Consider the following 17,366-nt stretch of genomic DNA (forward strand, 5'->3'; position numbering starts at 1 on the left):
CAGTAGCGGCAGGATGAACACGACCGGGGTGGTGACGTCCAGGCCGATCAGGTTGTTCAGCCAGCCCCACTGGAACACCGCCACTGTGGAACCCAGCGCGACCCCGACCGAGAGCAGGAAGCCCAGGGCGGCCTTGAGCGGTACCAGGATCGAGCGGAACACCAGGATCAGCAGGAGGAAGGCCAGGCCCACCACCACGATCAGGTAGAGCGGGAACACGTCGGTCAGCTTCTGCGAGATGTCCACGCCGACGGCGGTCTGGCCGGTGACCATGGCCTTCGCGCCGGTGTCGCCCGGCAGCGAGGCCAGGTCGTCCCGGATGGTCTGCACCAGGTCCTTGGTGGAGGCGTCGGCCGGTCCGCTCTTCGGGATCACCGTGACGGTGGCGAAGTGCACGGCCTGGAGCTGCTGCTCGAAAGCGGCCTGCGCCTCGGCGGTGTCACCGGTCACCGGCGGCACCACCGCGGCCACGTCGGTGTCGATGGCCTGGAGCTTCGTCACCACCGTGTTCACCGCGGCGACGGGATCGGTGGCGTCGATCGTGTCGACCACCACGACCAGGGGGCCATTGGCGCCGGCGCCGAAATTGTCGGCGATCAGGTTGTAGGCGATGTTGGTGTCGCTGCCGGAGGGGGCAGTGGCGTCGTCCGGGATCGCCAGTTCCATCTTGGTCACCGGGATCGAGATGACGGCGGCCAGGGCGACGCCGCCGATCAGGGCGATCACCTTGTGCCGGCTGACCGCCCCGACCCAGCGCAAACCGTTGGTGCGTACGGTTCCGTCACTCTCGGCGTCCCTCTGCTTGAGGCCCTTGATGCCGCCCGTGAGCACGCGCTTCCCGGCGAACCCGAGGAAGGCGGGCAGCAGGGTGAGGGCGATGAGCACGGCGACGGCGACCATCGCGGCCCCGGCGATACCCATCTGGGTGAGGAAGCTGATGCCTGTGACCGACAGGCCGGCCAGGGCGATCACCACGGTGAGACCGGCGAAGACCACGGCCGAGCCGGCCGTTCCGACCGCGACCCCGGCCGCTTCCTCCTGGTCCCGCCCGGCCTTCACCTCGTGCTGGTAGCGGGACATGATGAACAGGGCGTAGTCGATGCCGACGGCCAGGCCGAGCATCGAGCCCAGCGCCGGGGTGGTGGAGCTCAGCTCGACGAATCCGGTCAGCGTGGTGATGCCCGCCGCACCGATCCCGACCCCGACGATCGCCGTGATCAGCGGCATCCCGGCCGCGACCAGCGAACCGAAGGTGACGATCAGCACGATGAAAGCGACTACGACACCGATGAGCTCGGCGGTCGGCGCGGCTCCCGCGGCGACCAGGGCGTCTCCACCGATCGCAGTGGTCAGACCGGCGTCCTGCGCTGCGCTCTTGCCCGCCTCGAGGGCGTCCTTGTCCGCGTCGGTCAGATCGACGGACGACTTGGAGTAGGTGACGGTGGCGTACCCGACCTTGCCGTTCTCCGAGACCGTGCCGGAGGTGAACGGGTCGGCGATCGACTGCACGTCGTCCGTCTTCACCGTCGCGAGGGCCTGGGTGATCGCCTTCTGGTTCTGCTTGAGGGTCTGGCCCTCCGGCGCCTCGAAGACCAGGCGAGCCGTGGCACCGTCCGGTGAGGCACCGGGACTGCGTTCCTCGATCAGGCTGAACGCGTCGGTCGACTCCAGCCCGGGCAGGGAGAAGTTGTCGTTCGTCGCGCCGGAGAGGGTGGCCGATCCCACGCCCATGAGAACCAGGACGGCGAGCCAGAAACCCGCGACGATCCGACGGTGACGGAACGACCAGCGTCCCAACCGGAACAAGTGCCACGCCATGGAAGAACCTCTCAGGTGGTGATGATTCGGCACCGGGTTCGGCCGGCACGCACTCCTGCGGGGAATCGGAGCGTGAGGCACCCGTGCTTGAGGGAACCGGGGAGGGGGAACCCGCCCGGCTCAGGCCCTGTACCCCTGCGTGACGGGCGGCGGGATCGCGACGGTCGAGGTCAAGAACCCCTCCCGGACCGTCGATGAAATGCAGTCGCCGGAGGGACGGGGTATCGGTCGTGGCGCTCGGGGTGTCGAGGAACCGGCCGGTCGCCGGCTACCTCACGGCCGTCGTGACACTGCTGTGCGCCGTGCTGATCGTGCTCGGTGTGATGGCCGTGGAACAGGTCGGCCGCACCCAGGACCGCCTGGAAGAGATCTACCGCAACAACCACCTGGCCGGTCAGGCGCTGAACGCGGTCAGCCTGGGCTACGAGCAGGTTCTCTACGACGTCGACAACCTGGTCCTGGCCGACGACCAGGAAGGCCTCGACCAGGTTCTGAGCCGTATCGCCGCGGCCAACGCGCGGATCGACGCGTCCTGGAAGGACTTCGCGGCCCTTCCCGGCACGAAGCTGGACACCGACCGGACCATCTTCGCCAACGCGCTGTACGAGTACCGGGCCGTGTTCAAGCGTGAGCTGCTGCCGGTCGCCTCCGACGTCCCCAGCGACGCCAACACCTTCCTCGAACTGCGTGAATACCTCACCGCCCCGCTCACCCACACCGCCCAGGCGGCACTGAACCGGCTGCGGGCCAGCATCGACGCCGACTCCGAGGCCGAGATGCTCGCCGCCCGTCATTCGTACGCCCGGTCCCGCGACCTCACGGTGGCGCTGACGATGCTGGCGGTCCTGATGGCGCTGACCCTGCTCGGCGTCACGGTGCGGGGCCTGCTCGCGCTGCGGCGCAGTCGCACGCTGAACCGGACCGACCCGCTGACCGGCCTGGCCAACCGGCTGATGCTGGCCGAGGTGCTGCCGCAGGCGGCCGACCGGTCCGCGGAGTCCGGCCGGGAGGTCGCCGTGATGCTGCTCGACCTGGACGCGTTCAAGCAGATCAACGATACGCTCGGGCACGTCGGCGGCGATCACGTGCTCCAGCACTTCGCCGATGTCCTGCGTGAGTCGGTGCGCAGCTCGGACACCGTGGTGCGCCTGGGCGGGGACGAGTTCGCCATGATCATCGAGGGTCTGGAGAGCGCCACCGAGGCGGTGGTCATCGCCGAGCGGATCCGGGCCGGCCTGACCCCGCCGCTCGTCGTCCTGGGTACCGCGGTCCAGGTCCGGACCAGCATCGGTATCGCCGTCCACGCCTTTCCCCAGGGCTCGGACTCCACCGCCGAACGCGAGGTGCTGCACCAGGCCGACCTCGCGATGTACGCCAGCAAGCGGGCCGGCACCCACAGCTGGCAGCTCTTCGCCGACGGTGGCGGGCTGGAGGCGGACGAGCAGCTCGTGGAACTGCGCGAAGACCTGCGCCGGGCCGTCGCGGACGAGCAGATCGAGGCCTACTACCAGCCGATCATGGACCTGAACAGCGGAGACCTGGTCGGTCTGGAGGCCCTGATCCGCTGGCGTCACCCCACCCGCGGCATGCTCTCCCCCGGCCTGTTCATCCCGATCGCCGAGGAGACCGGCCTGATCCACGGACTCGGCATGAGTGTGCTGGAGCAGGCCTGCCGGCAGGTCCGCGAGTGGCGCGAACGGGTTCCGGCTCTCTCCGTGAGCGTCAACGTGTCGCCCCGCCAGCTGGAACGGCCTCACCTGGTCGAGGAGATCCTCGAGGTGGCGGCCCGCACCGGCTACCCCCCGACCGGCCTCGTGCTTGAGGTCACCGAGACCGCCCTGGTCAAGGGCTCCGCCGCCCTGCGCCAGTTGCAGGAGCTGCGGGACGCCGGGATCCGGATCGCCGTCGACGATTTCGGCACCGGCTACTCCAGCATCAGCTACCTGAACCAGCTACCGGTCGACATCCTCAAGCTGGACCAGAGCTTCGTCGCGAAACTGAACGGCCAGCCCGAGGGTTCGGCGGTGGCCGAGGCCGTGATCCGCCTCGGCCAGGCCCTGCACCTCGACACGATCGCCGAAGGTATCGAGACCCAGGGCCAGGTGAACGAACTGACCCTGCTCGGGTGCCGGCGCGGACAGGGCTACCACTTCGCCCGGCCGATGCCGGCCACTGAGGCGAGGGACCTCGTCCTCCATTCCGGCACCCGAGCGGCATCCACCCAGCCGCAGGCGAAATCCTAGGCTGATCAATTTATTTCACCGCGCCACCGGTGATCCCCGAAATGATCCGCCGCTGTGCGACCGCGAACACCACCAGCAACGGCAGAGACATCATGATCACGTAGGCGAAGATCAGGTTCCAGTTGTTCTGGTAGAGATTATTGCTGGCAACCGAATACAGGTTCAGCGGGAGCGTCGTCACCGAACCGCCACCGAGCACGAAGAACGAGTAGAAGATGTCGTTCCACACGTACAGGCAGACCAGAATGGTCGCGGTGGCGATCACCGGCCGCAGCAGCGGCAGAATGATCCGGACGAAAACCGTGAGCGGGCGGGCTCCGTCGATCCGCGCCGCTTCTTCCAGATCGATCGGGATGGTCCGGACGAACCCGGTGATGAAGAAGATCACCACAGACATGTACATGCCCATGTAGACGAAGATCATGCCGCCTGCGGTACCGGCCAGACCGAGCTGGCGCAGCAGGAGCACAATCGTCACGACCGCCGGCGGCAGCACGATGCCGCTGATACCGGCCGAGTAGAGCAAGGACGTCATCCGTCCGGCCCGGCGGGCCAGCACCCAGCTGGCCAGCGATCCGCAGATCAGCACGCCGACCACGGCCGGAACCATCACCAGCAGGCTGCCGGCCAGGGCCTTGATCATGTGCCCCTGCTCGAACGCCTGCCGGTAATTGTCCCCGATGTGCCAGGAGTCCGGCAGGGACAGGTCGGGCAGATTGGCCTCACCCTGCGATTTCGCCGAGGTGACCAGCGCCAGCCAGAGCGGGATCCCGATGACCACGACGGCCAGAATGATGGACGCGACGGGTCGCACCCAGCGCACAGTCGGGTTGGTCGCTCGGTTCACAGCACACGCTCCCGGTGGCGCAGGTACCCGATCACCGGGAAGGCCAGCACCGTGACGAGCAGGAAGAGCACCAGGCTCATCGCGGTCGCCTGGGCGAACAGGCCGTAGCCGAAGATCCGGAAGATGAAGATGTCGACGACCTCGGTGGTCTGCGCCGGGCCGCCCTGGGTGGTTGCCTGGATGCTGTCGAAGCCGTTGAGACTGCCCAGCAGGGCGGTGGCCACGTTGAAGGTGATCGCTGGGGCCAGCAGGGGCAGGCGGATCGAGCGGAAGGCCCGCCAGGGACCCGCGCCGTCGACCACGGCCGCCTCCATCAGGTCTTCCGGAACGGACTTCAGCCCGGCCAGGTAGATCACCATGGCCAGCCCCATCCATTTCCACGAGTTGACGAAGGCGACGACCACGATCGTCCAGGTCGTGCTGCCCAGCCAGGCGATCGAGACATCCGTGCCGGTGAGCGCGCCGATCATCTGGTTCAGGCCGCCGTCCGGCTTCAGCAGCGCCTGGAAGATGTAGCCGACGGCCAGTGCCGACATCAGCACCGGGATGAAGAAGACCACCCGCAGGGCCCGGTTCAGCCGGGTGTCCCGCTCCAGCAGCAGCGCCAGGCCCAGGCCGAACAGGTTCTGCATGATCGCGACCAGCACGGCGTAGACGAGCGTGATCCGGATCGCCCGCACCAGCGTGCCGTCGGAGAACAGCGACTGGAAGTTGTCGAAACCGGCGAAGGCGATGTCGTCGTGAAACGAAGACCAGTTGGTGAAGGCGTAGACGAAGTTGAAAACCGTCGGCAGGAAGAAGAAGACGCCCAGGACGGCGAAGGCCGGGGCCAGGAACCAGAGGGGGTAGTCCGAGGTGCGGTGCCCGCGATTCACCCGGCGCGTGGTCTCCGGTGGCTCGCTGGACACCCGTTCGGCGGTGACGATGCTCAAGGGGGTGCTCCTTCCGGGCCGGGACGCGCTCGCGCGTCCCGGCCCGTCGAGGTGATCAGAACCCAGAGGTTCCGAGCGCCTTGGCGATCTGGGCGAACTGGGACTGGGTGACCTTGGCGACCTGCTCGGGGGTCGCCTTGCCGTTGACCATGTTGGCCAGGTTCACGTAGAAGTCCGGGTTGGCCACGGCGTTCTGCTGCATCGAGCCGGCCGCATCAGCCAGGGCGTCGGAGGCGTCGACGGCCACCTGGGGCACCGTGGAGGGCGTCTTCACCGCCGGGTCCAGGGAGACCGCGTCGGCCTCCTTCACGTAGGTCGGGTAGTCGGTCTCCAGCCAGAACCTCAGGAACTGGCGGGCCGCAGCCTCTTTGGCCGAGTCACCGGTCTTGAAGGCCACCAGGGCGTTGTCCCCGCCGGGCACCGAGGTGGCGACGTTGCCGCTCTTGGAGATCGGGAACCAGCCGATCTTGTCGTTGATGGTCGTGGCGTCGGCCGTGGACTGCAGCAGCGAGGTGAACGAGGTGAGCTGAAGAACCATGCCGGCCTTGCCGTCGAGCAGCGCCGGGCCGGACTCGTTGTAGGTGGACGTGGCGTTGTCCTGGTTGAACAGGCCGTCGTCGAGCATGCTCTTGTAGGTCTTGATGGCGCCCAGGATGGCGGAACCCTCGAAGGTGTCCTCGTTCTTGTTCACCTTGTCCCACAGGCCGGCCTTGGAGTCCTCGGCCAGCAGCACCTGCGGCCACCACTGGGTCGGCCACTGGTCGCCCGCCGCGCCGAAGATCGGGGCAACGCCCTTGGCCTTGATCTTCTTCGCGTCGGCGAGGAACTCGTCGAGGTTCTTCGGCGTCGCGGTGATTCCGGCGTCGGCGAAAACCTGCTTGTTGTAGAAGATCCCGAGCGTTGAGGGCACGTTCACGAAGGCGGCGTAGTGCTTACCGTCGACCGTTCCGAGGTTCTGCACCGCGTCGGTCTGTTTCGCCAGCCAGGGTGCGCCGTCCAGGTTCTGGAGGCCGGTCGCCGGCTTCAGCAGGGCCAGTTCGCTGCCGGTCGGCTGCCAGGTGGCCAGGTCGGGCTTGGCCCCGGTGGCGAGCTTGGTCGGGGCGTTGGTCTCGTACACGTCCGGGATGATGACCTTGTTGATCTTCGCCCCGGTCTGCTGCTCGAAGGCGGCGATGACTTTATCGGCCATGGTGGCCGTCTGGGTCGCCGTCCAGTAGGTGAGCGTGACGCCCTTCAGGCTCGCGGTGGGCTCGGGCCAGGTGGCCGCGGCCGCGCCGGACGAGTCGTCGTCACTTCCCGGGTTGGCAGCCGAGCAACCGGTCGCCAGCAACGCGACCGTCGCGGTGACCGCCATCAGGGAGGCGAATCGGCGTGTCCTCTTCATTGAGGTTTCCTCTCAGGAGCAGTGGGTTCAGGAGGGCAGGATGCGGAACAGCCGAGCCGACGGGCCGGCGGCGAGCGGAACCAGCGTGAGGACGCCGGTGGTGGCGTCCCAGGAGACGTCCCAGGAGGGGAGGGAGCGGGGGTAGAGGGTCTCGATCCGCACGTCGCGTCCGTGTAGATGAGACAGTTCCACGAGGACGGGCGCCGACGCGGGCTCGCGCTGCCAGACGGCGAGTACGTCCGACTTGACCCCTCGCAGACCGAGCGCGACCGTCGGGTCGAACCAGCCGGGCAGGCCCAGCGGCCAGAACGGCACGGTCTGCGGCAGTTCGTCACGCAGGACGCGGTGGACGGCAATTCCCTCGTGCACCAGCGCGAGTTCGTCGGCAGCCATCCGGTCCAGGTGCCCGGCCAGGTACAGCCGGCCGACCAGGCCGTTGACCATGGTGAAGGCGGTGTCTTCGAGTGGGTCGCCGGCCCGCGGATAAGCCCAGTTCCCGGCCTGTTCCGGCACCAGGGAGGCCGGCGCGGCGGCGGCGATGGCCGCGTACAGACGCGCGTCCTGCTGGTCCGAGGTGGACTGGAGCTGGAGCAGCGACATCATCGCGTAGTCCATCCGCATGGCACCGGAGGCACAGTTCTCGAAGATCACTGAGGGGTGACGTTCCAGAACCCTTTCCAGCCAGGCGAGGTGGGCCCGGTTGTGACCCAGCAGACCCTCACCCACGCTGGAGGTGTTCAGATCGGTGCCGGCCCCGGGTGTGACGTTGTAGTCGAGCTTGAAATACCGCGCACCATAATCATTCACCAGCCGGTCGACCACGGTGTCAAGATGCTGCACCGCCGCCGGGTGCCTCAGGTCCAGCAGGTACCGGTCGTGTTCCACGACCCGCTGCCCGTGCCGCTGGAGAAAAGCGTCGTCCGGAAGCCGGGCGGCTGCCGGGCTACGCACGCCAATCACCTCCGGCTCCAGCCAGAGTCCTGGTTTCATACCGCGTTCGCGGATCCGGTCGAGTACCCGCCGGAGCCCGCCGTCGGGGAACCGCGCGGTGGAGGGTTCCCATTCCCCGACGCTGTCCCACCAGGCGCCACCGTCGTCGTACCAGCCGGCGTCGATGCAGAACACCTCGGCACCGGCCTCGGCGGCGGCGTCGATCAGCGGCAGCAGCTTGGCCGTCGTCGGGTCGCCCATCAGGGTGTTCATGTAATCGTTGAAGATCAGCGGGTAGCCGGCATCACCCGGCTGCACGCGGATCAGCGCCCGCCGGTGGCGCGTCAGCTCGGCCAGCGCGCCCTGATACCCCTCCTGGCTGACCGCGATCGAGACCGGGACCGAGGCGAAGGTCTGCCCGGGTTCCAGCGTCGTGGTCCACGCGTGGTGCAGGTCGTCGGGTCCGGACACGACCAGGGCCAGGGCGCCGGTGCCGTCGGCGCGAGCGGTGAGTTCCCAGTGCCAGGCGCCGTTGTGCTCCACCTGCCAGGCCCAGGCCCGGCCGGTGGCGGTGTTCTCGAGCAGGCCGGTGGGCAGCCACTCGCCGGAGGACCAGGTGCTGTGGCTCGTGGTGGCCACGACACCGCGGCCCTCGTGATGGTGAACCTCGACGTCGATGTCGGCCAGCCCGTCCCGGCTGTGCACGCCGGTGGACATCCAGCGGCTCTCGCCGCACCACTCCGAACGGGCCCGGTACAGGAGCAGATCCTCGACCCGTTCGTCCGCCTCCAGCAGCGCTCCGGTGGCGAACGACGAGAGTGCCTGGAGTACGTACGGGCGGTCCGAGGTGTTGATGACCTCGCTCCAGGTGCGCAGGGCGGAACCGTCGGGCAGCCAGCGCAGCACGGTCACGGTCTCCAGACCAGTGACGTCGTCACGCTGATGGATCCGGGACTGCCGCCAGGCCCCGTCGTCCGTGCGGTGTTCGCCCACCGGCCGCAGACGCGATCCGACCGCCGTGTGGGACAGCCGGGTGTTGGTCAGGGACCGCCCCTCCCCCAGGACGAGCAGTTCCACCAGGGGCTGGGGACGGAGGTCGGGCTCGGAGTCGGCCGGGCTCGTCGAGCCGGCCGCTGTGAGCCGCCGGAAGCCGGCGGGGCGCCCCGGTGCGAGGTCCAGGACGACGTCCAGACCGGAACCGTCCAGGAACACTGTGCTTGCAGTCATGGCTTCCTTCGCCGTCGAAGTGCGCAACGACAGTTATGAAAACGTCTATCAAGCCGATCGCGCAAGAGCTTCGGGCAAGTTTTGATGAACGTTTTCATGAACCGTGCGTGAGTCGGCCCATGCTCGTCATCACAGGTCAGCGGGTGATTACTCAGATTCAGGGAGAAGTCAGCGGGAAGTCAGCGGGAAGGGGGAGCCGAGCTCTCCCGCACGACCAGGTGCGGCACGGGGCCCTCCCCGGCGAGAGGACCCGCGTCCTCCGCCGGTTCCTGGGTGTCCAGCAGGAGCCGGACCGCCGCGCGCCCGAGCTGGACGAAGTCCTGCGAGATCGTCGTCAGCGACGGAGTCCAGAGCGGGGCCAGAGGATGGTCGTCAAAACCCACCACGCTGATGTCTTCGGGAACGCGCAGACCACTGGCCTGCAAGGCCCGGATCACGCCGAAGGCGATCTCGTCGTTGCCGCAGAACACCGCGGTGACGCCGTCCTGGCCGGCCAGCCTCAGACCCGCCTCGTACCCGGACGCGGGACTCCAGTCGGCCGGCACCACCTCGGGGGCCACGACCCCCGCCTCACGCAACGCGTCCTGCCAGCCGAGCAGACGTCCGCTGGTGTGCCCCGTCGACGGCGCCGAGACGTGATGCACCGTTCGATGCCCCAGGCCCAGGAGGTAGCGGGTGGCCTCGGCCCCACCGCTGCGGTCGTCGAAAAGCACATGCGGGACATCGACGTGGGGGGCCGGCGAGACCACCGCCAGCGGGACGGAACGCGGAATCTGCTGGATCGCCAGGGCCCCGGACTCGTCGAACTCCAGGATGATCACCCCGGCCACCGGCTGGCTCAGTGCCAGGTCGACGGCCTGACGCAGCTCCTGCGCCGACGAGGAACCGACGACGGTGATGGCCGCAACCCGCCCGGCCGCCCGGGCCGCCTCCTCCACCCCCTGGATCGTCGAGGCGTAGCCGTAGCGCATGGTGTCGCTGGTGAGCACGCTGACCAGCGAAGGACGCCCCGTCACGAGCGCGAGGGCAGCCGCGTTCGGGTGGTAGCCCAGGGTTTTCACTGCTTCGAGCACCACTGCACGGCGCTTTTCACTGACCCGCGCGGTGCCGTTGAGTACCCGGGACACGGTCGGGACGGAGACACCGGCGACACGGGCGACGTCAGCAATGCCCGGGCGCCGCTTCTGCCTCTCCACGGGCGCGACTCTAACTCAGCGGTTCGGGTGGTGGGAGCGGTCACTCGGGAGCGTTCGGACGCCCCTTGCCCCCCGGCGTTCACGATGTGGCACTTGACTCCTTGGGGCACTCCGCTGCGTCGTCCCGTGGTTGCCCGTTGTCGACAGGGACACGGGTGAAGGTAATTTTGGCTCGGATTTGGCAGCAAACCGGCGGGTAGGCCAACCGTTCGGCCTACCGCACGGTAATCTGTCGGTGGGATTGCACGCCGGTCGGCTGCCGACCGGGCGTCCCTGCCCTAACCTGTGGGGCGGGTCAGTGTTGTCCCAAGGGCCTCTAGCTCAATCGGCAGAGCAGCGGACTTTTAATCCGCGGGTTCGGGGTTCGATCCCCCGGGGGCCCACAACACGGCAGGCCAGAGCCTTAGGGCTCTGGCCTGCAAGTATGCGGGGGGACTTTACGGTCCCCTTTCCCGCTCCACATCGCCCACACCCTCGGTCTGTACACAATCTGTGCACACGCGATTTGACTCCACCCAGTCACAGGATGTCTGATTTGCGCGGGCCGCCCGGACTAACCAACCGGGCGGGTTTCGGCGCCTACCAACCGTCGAGCCCCTGCTGTACGCCCCCGGCGGAGGCCCCGGGATCGACTTGGTTCCGCAGACCGGACCGACTCTCCGGCGGAGTTCGGTTCGTCAGCGGTATGCGTGAGTTGTTGCAGCAGCCACGCACCCATCTCGCTCCTGAAAACACCAACGCGGATTGACTGACCCGTCAACTCCTCGCGCGCCGGGAGCCAGGAGATGAGGGGCAGCTATGCCGTTCGCGCAATTCACCGTTCTCGTGGTCGCGCTCGCTTGCGTCTACTGCTGGCGCGAGCACCTACGCTTCGGCCGCTTCCTTGTGGAACGCACGAAGACCTCCGCCAGTCTCCGCGACGGCGCCCACTACACGCGTTCGTTCTGGGGCGCGATCGGTTCAATCGTGGCGAAGGTCTTCGGTTGGCTCGAAAGACGTCGAAGCCAGGAACCATCTTGACTGCTAGACAGCTATTTTCCGTCTCCGAACATCGAATCCAGAACATCGGCAGTCTGCCGGTCCGTCAGCCGCCGGCCAAGGTACCGGTCCTGCGTCATGCTCACCTTGGAGTGCCCGAGTTGGTCGCTGATCTTCCGGGTCGACACGTCCGCGTCGTCCAGGAAGCTGGCCACCGTCTTTCGAAGCGTGTGACTGACCAGCCCGGTCATCTCGGCGCCGTCCCGGACCTCGCGCCAGACCCGACGGACGTTGGACGGGTCCCGCCACCCACCGAGCGAGTCGGGAAAGATCGGCTCGACGTCATCCCCGATCCGCTTCCGGCGCTCATTCAGCATCACCACGGCCCACGCCGGCAACGGGATCAGCCGTTCCCCTTGTTCTCCGGTCTTGGTCGAGGGCATGCGCAGCAGGCCCGTCCCGGTCTTCCTGACCAACCGCCAGGCAATGTCGACCGTCTCGTCCTCCAGGTCAACCTCGGACCATCCGATAGCCAGGCACTCGCCGATCCGGCACCCAGTAGCCAGCATCATGCGCGTGAGGTCCGGCAGGTCCCATGTGCGCGCCTTCTTACTCGCCTCCAGGGCTTCCAGCCACTGCTGCCGTTCCTGAGCCGTCAGCGCCCGAGGACGCCGCTTCGGCTTGCTGTCGATCCGGGCCACCTCGCGGACCGGGTTGAACGTCACGGCGCCGTGCCGAGCGGCGTACTTCATGATTCCGGAGATCACGATCTTGGCCGTTCGCGCACGACTGGTCGACTTCTTCTTGATTGTGGACAGGGCGCGATCGGCCACCGGGATGGTGACCTCGCGGACGGTCAGCGAACCCAACGCAGGCTGAACGTGGTTGCGGTAGACGGACTTGTATGTGTCGAACGTGCCTGGACTGCGGTGGCCCTCATCCATCGCCTCCTCAAACTCGGCCAGCCACAGCTCCGCGACTTTGGAAATCTTCGTGGACGGGGTGACTTCCGATTCCTTCGCCGGGGCTTCTCGGTCGCGTAAGGCTTCCTTGAGCGCGCGTTCGGCTGCCGTCTGAGACTTGCCGGTGCGCTTGACCTTCCGCACCACACCGTCCAGGTCACGATATTTGGTCCGGGCGACCCACACCTTGCCTTCCTGTCGGACGCTGATGCTGCCCGCAGTCCCAAGCGGCAACGACGGACGAGCCATCAGGCGACCTCCGTCCCGAGACCCTCGACCCAGGCCACGACGTCATCGGGCAGGTAGCGCAGGTACTTGCCGATCTTCCGCGCCGGCGGCCCGCCGCCCTGCGACCGCCAGGTGTAGAGGGTCTGCACCGGAACTTGGAGGTACTCGGACACGTCCGCGACGCTCCACAGCGGAGCGATCCGACGAGGCTGATTGGTGTTCATGCCGCACCTTCCATGGTCTGTCTGCGGTCGTTGGGTTTTGGTGGCTCACCGTCTTTTGCGGCTTCGTAGGCCGAGCGCCAGGTTTGACGTTGGCTGATCGCGTGCAGGAGCCGGGTCGACAACGGTGGCAGCTCGTTCGGGTTGACCGGTTCCCAGACGTAGCGGTCGCTGGTCTTGTCGCCGCCGGTGGCTTCGTCGGGGTCGACGCCGAGCAGGGCCAAGACGAACGCGCGGCGTTCATGACGGTGGTCGGTCAAGGTCTTGCCGGACCACTTCCGGGAGACTAGGACGCGCCGGCCGCCGTAGCCGAGGTGCTCGCGCCGGTGAGCCTTCGCCTTGCACGAGCCGGGGACCATCCCGGGCCGGGCGTTCTTCGGCTGGACTCCGTAGCGGAGCCAGTTCGCGCAGCCCGGGGAGCACGGTTCGTACTTCAGCGCGGACACGAACCGGTCAACGTGCGCCGTGACGGCGGCGTCGGTGGCTTCACCGTGGGCTGCGCCCATGGCTTTGGTGAGGTACTTCGCCAGGTAACCGATCCGCCGGTCAGCGTCCGGCGAGCCGGAGAGCAGGCCTTGAATGTCGGACTGGATGCCGAACCGGACCACGTGCTGTGGCTTCAGGCCCTCGATCTCGTCGAGGTCGTCCAGTGCTTCCTCCCAGGTCGGCAGGACGGCCGCGGTGGTGGGGTCGAGGTATCCGACACTGTCCCCGACCGGGTTGCCGGCCGCGTCGGTTTGGTCGGCTTCTTCGTCCCAGAACGGGATTTCGTCTTCCCGCACGTACAAGGGGGTTTCGGCGGTCGGCCACCACACTTGGTGGTAGGTCGCGGCGATCACCTGACGGACCAGGGCCCGGGGAATCGTGCCCCGGATCGCGATGTGCGCGTGCGGAGCCAGGCGCCGCTGAGGTTCGACCGTGGCGAAGTACTGCACCTCGTAGCCCGCGACCCGGCGCAGGTTCTGCACGAGGCGATCCATCAGCCTCGGGAAGTGGATCGCATCCCGCGCCGCGCGTCGGTAGTCGTACCGCCCCGGATCGACCGGGGTCCCGTTCTGGTCGACGCGCCCGTACCCGGGCAGGGTGACCGTGACGAACATCGAGGGCCGGTAGACCTTCCCGCCATTCCCGGTGAAGGTTTGCCCCACAGTGGTTTTCGCCATGGCGCGGCGAGGCAGGTTCGGGGCGTCCTGGCGCCGACGGGTCGAGCGCTTCCGCCGGGCAGTCTCAGGCTTCTGCGGTTCGAGGTGCCCGCGCATGCCCAGTTCGGCCAGTTCGGCGTCAATGGCGTCCAGGCTCTCGGCCGCCGCTTCTGCTGCCTCGTGGTCGCCCAGGGCGATGAACTCATCCCGGGCCGCCGTGACGTCTGCCCGGACGGCGACCAGGTCACGCTGCGGGTCGGTCGAGGGATCCTCGTCCGGGATCGGGTCGGTCTCGGCGTGCCATCCCGCCCGGCACTGGTGCATCCGCAGCCGACGAGCCCGTTGCGCGCAGGGTGGGCACTTGGATTCGAGGGTTGCGCCGCACGGGACGTCGACGAGGGTGACCTCACCGGTCAGGGTGTCGGTGACCCGCTGGGTGATGGGACGGATGCAGACGCCGTGGGTGATGGCGACGTCTTCGGCCACATGCAGGGCGACGGGCATGCGGGCGCGTTCGGCGCGGCTGTTGCGGGTCAGGTTGCCGATGGACGCCCCGAGCGGCTGCATCGGGTTGTTCAGGGCGTTCGCGGCAGGATTTGATCCTGCGACCGACAGATTAGAAGTCTGTCGCTCTATCCGCTGCGGTTCGACCGAGGCCATCGGGGTGGTATCGGCCCGGTGGTGCTGGTTGGGCAGGGTGGTCATCGGCGGTGTCCTTTCAGCCAGGGTAGCCAGGACGGAAGGTGCTCGATCCGGGGACGCGGGTCGGCGATGTGCCGGAGCGCGTGGACGCGGACCAGGTCGACGGCTTGCGGGTAGGGCGCGGTGGCGTCCCAGTCACAGGACGTGCACCGCACCATCAGCGGACGATCGGTCAGACTCTCCGGGGCAAGGGAGAACGTGACGCCTACATCGGTGACGATCGAGCCGACCGGATGGATCACGCTCCAGTCGGTCGGCCACGTGACCGGAACGATGTCCGGGAAGGTGACCGGGCCGCTGTCCGCGGTGCTGTCCGGTTCGGTAGCCGGGGCGGTCGGGTCTTCGGGACTGTCCGCAGTGTCGGGTTCTTCGGCCATGCCGGCGGTTTCGGCGTGGCTGGATTCGGCGGGGCTGTGGAGACGGGACCACCAGGCGGGCGCGGGCATGGTCTGCCCGGTCGGGTTCTGGTCCGGGCCGGGTTCCGGCATGGCCGTTCCTGGGGTGGCCGGGTTCTCGCTTACGCGTCGTCCCCTTCCCGGCGGGTCCAGAAGCGGAACGGGCACGACTCGCCCAGCCCAAGCGGCCCGGCGTCCTCACCGGTGTCCGGCAGCTCGACCCGCACCGGCGCGTCAGCGTCCCGGGTAGGGGTAGGGGCCCAATCGCGGTTTTCCGGGGCCGGCCACTGCGAGGCCATGTCGACGATGTCGTCATCGGACAGGTAAGCGAACCGAACCCGGACCGGTTCGTGAGCGCCCTCAACGTGCACGTAGCCGATGCCGGGCAGACTCGCCGGGATGAGGTGGCAGGCCGCGCCCCGGTCTAGGGCCCCGTCCCCGAGGACCATGTCCACGTGCGAGTCCTCTGCCAACCGCAGGGCGATCCGGTACGTGAACAGGTCCCGGAACGGGAGCACCTCCTTGCGCGGGTCCTGCAACGCCGCGATCACCGTGAACCCGACCGCGCGCCCTTGGGACAGCAGAACCTGTAAGGCAGCAGCAACTTTCAGCTTGACGTCTTTCGGGGCGTAGGCGGTCAGGAACGCCAACTCATCGACCAGGATCACCTCCAGCGGATCCTCCACCGAAGGCGTGAAAACCCGCACACCAGCAGCTTTCAACCGGCGTTTGCGGTTGTTCATGTCCGCTACCGCCCGCTCCAGCAGCGCGACCATGTCGCCCAGGTCCTCATCGGCGTACTCGGCGAACAACGCCCGCCCCGGGTACAGCTCCATCCCGCCCTTCGGATCTACCCCGCGCAGCCGGACGGTTCCCGCCGCCACGGCAGGGGCCAGGGCCAGGACGGTCGACCAGATCACCGAGCCCTTCCCCGCCCCCGAAGCACCAGCGATCAGGACATGCCGGCCCTTCACGCACAGCAGGAAGAGTTCCCCGTCCTCCACGAGCGCCACCGGTAGGCCATTCAGAACTGGCGCAGCGGCCGGAACCTGCGGGACGACGAGCCGCCGCAGGGGATCCTTGGAGTAGAACAACACCCGAACCCGGCCGGGACCGTCCTCGATCACCGAGCATCGGTGCGCGCCGTACACGTGCCGCAGCCCTTCCGCCCGGGCCGCCACGTCCGCCGGGGTCTGGCCGTGCAGCAGTCGCACGTGCAGGGTGTCGACCACGCGGGTGGAGCGGACGCGGGTGACGGCCGGGACGTACACCTCACGATCAGGGGTGGTGCGGGTCAGGCCGGTGCCGTCCATTGCGGGATGCCAACGACGCCGGTAGGTGGTCCACCACCGCCACACGCCCCGGCACGGCTGCATCACGGACGTGTTGAACGAGGCCGGCCACCGGTAAGCCCAGACCAGGCCGAGCAGCAGCCACCAGGTGAGCGCCGTGATCGCTGCCAGACGGCCGAACCGGGCCCAGATCATCAGGAGCACCAGGGCCGGGACGGACAGGCCCCAATACACGCGGGCCTGCCGGATCAGCCACCCGGCCGCCCGGGATGCGTGCTTGAGGAGGAACAGGGGGATGGTGACCCACAGCGGGATGACGTAGCGCTGTTTGGTGGTCAGGCCAGTGCCGGCCAAGTCTTCCACGCGGGTTCCGTTGACCAGCATCAGAGGGTGCTCCCATCCGTGGAGGTGGCATTGCGGTTGGCGGAGAGAGGGTTTGCGGACATTCCGAGGTCGCGGCGCAGGTCGGCGACAATCTCAGCGACCCGGGCGAGCCGCTGATCGGCGGAGTCACCGCTGACGTCGATGAGGAACTCCAGTCGGCCGATCGCGTGGCAGGTCGAGAACAGGTCGGCCATGTGTCGCTTGTGCTCGGCGACGGCGCCGCAGTCGTACCCGCTCACAGGTCACCGTCCAGGCCCGCCATCGGGCGCAGCGAGATGAACCGGCCACCCTCACCCCGCAGGGGCAGGGCGACCAGGTGAGCGCAGTCCGGGCACTGCCCGAACAACAGGGCACCGACCGGGTGTATCTCGGTGCAGGTGCGGCACGGCTTGCACGACGGCCAGCGCCGGGAGGTGTTGCTACGGTGGGAACGCACTTTCGGCCTCACTCTCACGGTTCAGCGATCAGGGGTAGTTGGTGTCGGG

The 17,366-nt window shown here is 67.9% G+C and carries 14 protein-coding genes and 1 tRNA gene; 2 read left to right on the top strand and 13 right to left on the bottom strand.

Annotated elements, in window-relative coordinates; translation table 11 throughout:
- A partial coding sequence (locus LR393_RS08365; RefSeq protein ID WP_231482918.1) for an MMPL family transporter occupies positions 1-1,818 on the bottom strand: 1,818 nt, incomplete at its 3' end.
- Positions 1,819-2,048: 230 nt separating this feature from the next.
- On the opposite strand from LR393_RS08365, the gene LR393_RS08370 reads away from it, so the two are divergent.
- A complete protein-coding gene (locus LR393_RS08370) occupies positions 2,049-4,061 on the top strand; it encodes a putative bifunctional diguanylate cyclase/phosphodiesterase (protein ID WP_231482919.1) in 2,013 nt (670 codons plus the stop codon).
- A 10-nt stretch (positions 4,062-4,071) separates the two neighbouring features.
- Here the strand turns inward: LR393_RS08370 and LR393_RS08375 are convergent, their stop codons facing one another.
- The 5 genes from LR393_RS08375 to LR393_RS08395 form a co-directional block, all read right to left on the bottom strand.
- Complete coding sequence (locus tag LR393_RS08375; RefSeq protein ID WP_231482920.1) at positions 4,072-4,908, bottom strand: carbohydrate ABC transporter permease; 837 nt, start codon at positions 4,906-4,908, stop codon at positions 4,072-4,074.
- Positions 4,905-5,834 (bottom strand): carbohydrate ABC transporter permease, encoded by a 930-nt coding sequence (locus LR393_RS08380; RefSeq protein WP_407937302.1) that lies wholly within the window; start codon positions 5,832-5,834, stop codon positions 4,905-4,907. The genes LR393_RS08375 and LR393_RS08380 overlap by 4 nt, the downstream gene beginning before the upstream one ends.
- Positions 5,835-5,895: 61 nt before the next feature.
- Positions 5,896-7,224 carry an ABC transporter substrate-binding protein gene (locus LR393_RS08385; RefSeq protein WP_231482922.1) on the bottom strand — a complete coding sequence of 443 codons (1,329 nt, stop codon included), beginning with the start codon at positions 7,222-7,224 and terminating at the stop codon, positions 5,896-5,898.
- A gap of 27 nt (positions 7,225-7,251) precedes the next feature.
- Complete coding sequence (locus LR393_RS08390) at positions 7,252-9,381, bottom strand: glycoside hydrolase family 36 protein (protein WP_231482923.1); 2,130 nt, start codon at positions 9,379-9,381, stop codon at positions 7,252-7,254.
- A gap of 179 nt (positions 9,382-9,560) precedes the next feature.
- On the bottom strand, positions 9,561-10,577 hold the full coding sequence (locus LR393_RS08395; protein WP_231482924.1) for a LacI family DNA-binding transcriptional regulator: 1,017 nt from the start codon (positions 10,575-10,577) through the stop codon (positions 9,561-9,563).
- Positions 10,578-10,887: 310 nt separating this feature from the next.
- Here LR393_RS08395 and LR393_RS08400 point away from each other — a divergent pair.
- Positions 10,888-10,960 (top strand) — tRNA-Lys (locus tag LR393_RS08400).
- A gap of 648 nt (positions 10,961-11,608) precedes the next feature.
- On the opposite strand, the gene LR393_RS08405 is transcribed toward LR393_RS08400, so the two are convergent.
- Genes LR393_RS08405 through LR393_RS08435 form a run of 7 tightly spaced genes read right to left on the bottom strand, consistent with a single transcriptional unit; the run spans position 11,609 to position 17,317 of the window.
- Complete coding sequence (locus LR393_RS08405) at positions 11,609-12,766, bottom strand: tyrosine-type recombinase/integrase (RefSeq protein WP_231482925.1); 1,158 nt, start codon at positions 12,764-12,766, stop codon at positions 11,609-11,611.
- Positions 12,766-12,969 (bottom strand): helix-turn-helix domain-containing protein, encoded by a 204-nt coding sequence (locus tag LR393_RS08410; protein WP_231482926.1) that lies wholly within the window; start codon positions 12,967-12,969, stop codon positions 12,766-12,768. The genes LR393_RS08405 and LR393_RS08410 overlap by 1 nt, the downstream gene beginning before the upstream one ends.
- Positions 12,966-14,813 carry a helitron helicase-like domain-containing protein gene (locus LR393_RS08415; RefSeq protein WP_231482927.1) on the bottom strand — a complete coding sequence of 616 codons (1,848 nt, stop codon included), beginning with the start codon at positions 14,811-14,813 and terminating at the stop codon, positions 12,966-12,968. Before LR393_RS08415 ends, LR393_RS08410 begins: the two co-directional genes overlap by 4 nt.
- Positions 14,810-15,298: a hypothetical protein gene (locus tag LR393_RS08420; protein WP_231482928.1), complete on the bottom strand. Its 489-nt coding sequence runs from the start codon at positions 15,296-15,298 to the stop codon at positions 14,810-14,812. Before LR393_RS08420 ends, LR393_RS08415 begins: the two co-directional genes overlap by 4 nt.
- Before the next feature lie 29 nt (positions 15,299-15,327).
- Positions 15,328-16,881, bottom strand: coding sequence for an FtsK/SpoIIIE domain-containing protein (locus tag LR393_RS08425; RefSeq protein WP_231482929.1), 1,554 nt, complete (start codon positions 16,879-16,881; stop codon positions 15,328-15,330).
- Complete coding sequence (locus LR393_RS08430; protein ID WP_231482930.1) at positions 16,881-17,120, bottom strand: hypothetical protein; 240 nt, start codon at positions 17,118-17,120, stop codon at positions 16,881-16,883. The genes LR393_RS08425 and LR393_RS08430 overlap by 1 nt, the downstream gene beginning before the upstream one ends.
- Entirely contained in the window at positions 17,117-17,317 is a 201-nt protein-coding gene (locus LR393_RS08435; protein WP_231482931.1) for a hypothetical protein, read from the bottom strand. The genes LR393_RS08430 and LR393_RS08435 overlap by 4 nt, the downstream gene beginning before the upstream one ends.
- Positions 17,318-17,366 lie beyond the last annotated feature (49 nt).

Source organism: Kineosporia mesophila, from assembly GCF_021129235.1.
GTDB classification, from domain to species: Bacteria; Actinomycetota; Actinomycetes; order Actinomycetales; family Kineosporiaceae; genus Kineosporia; species Kineosporia mesophila.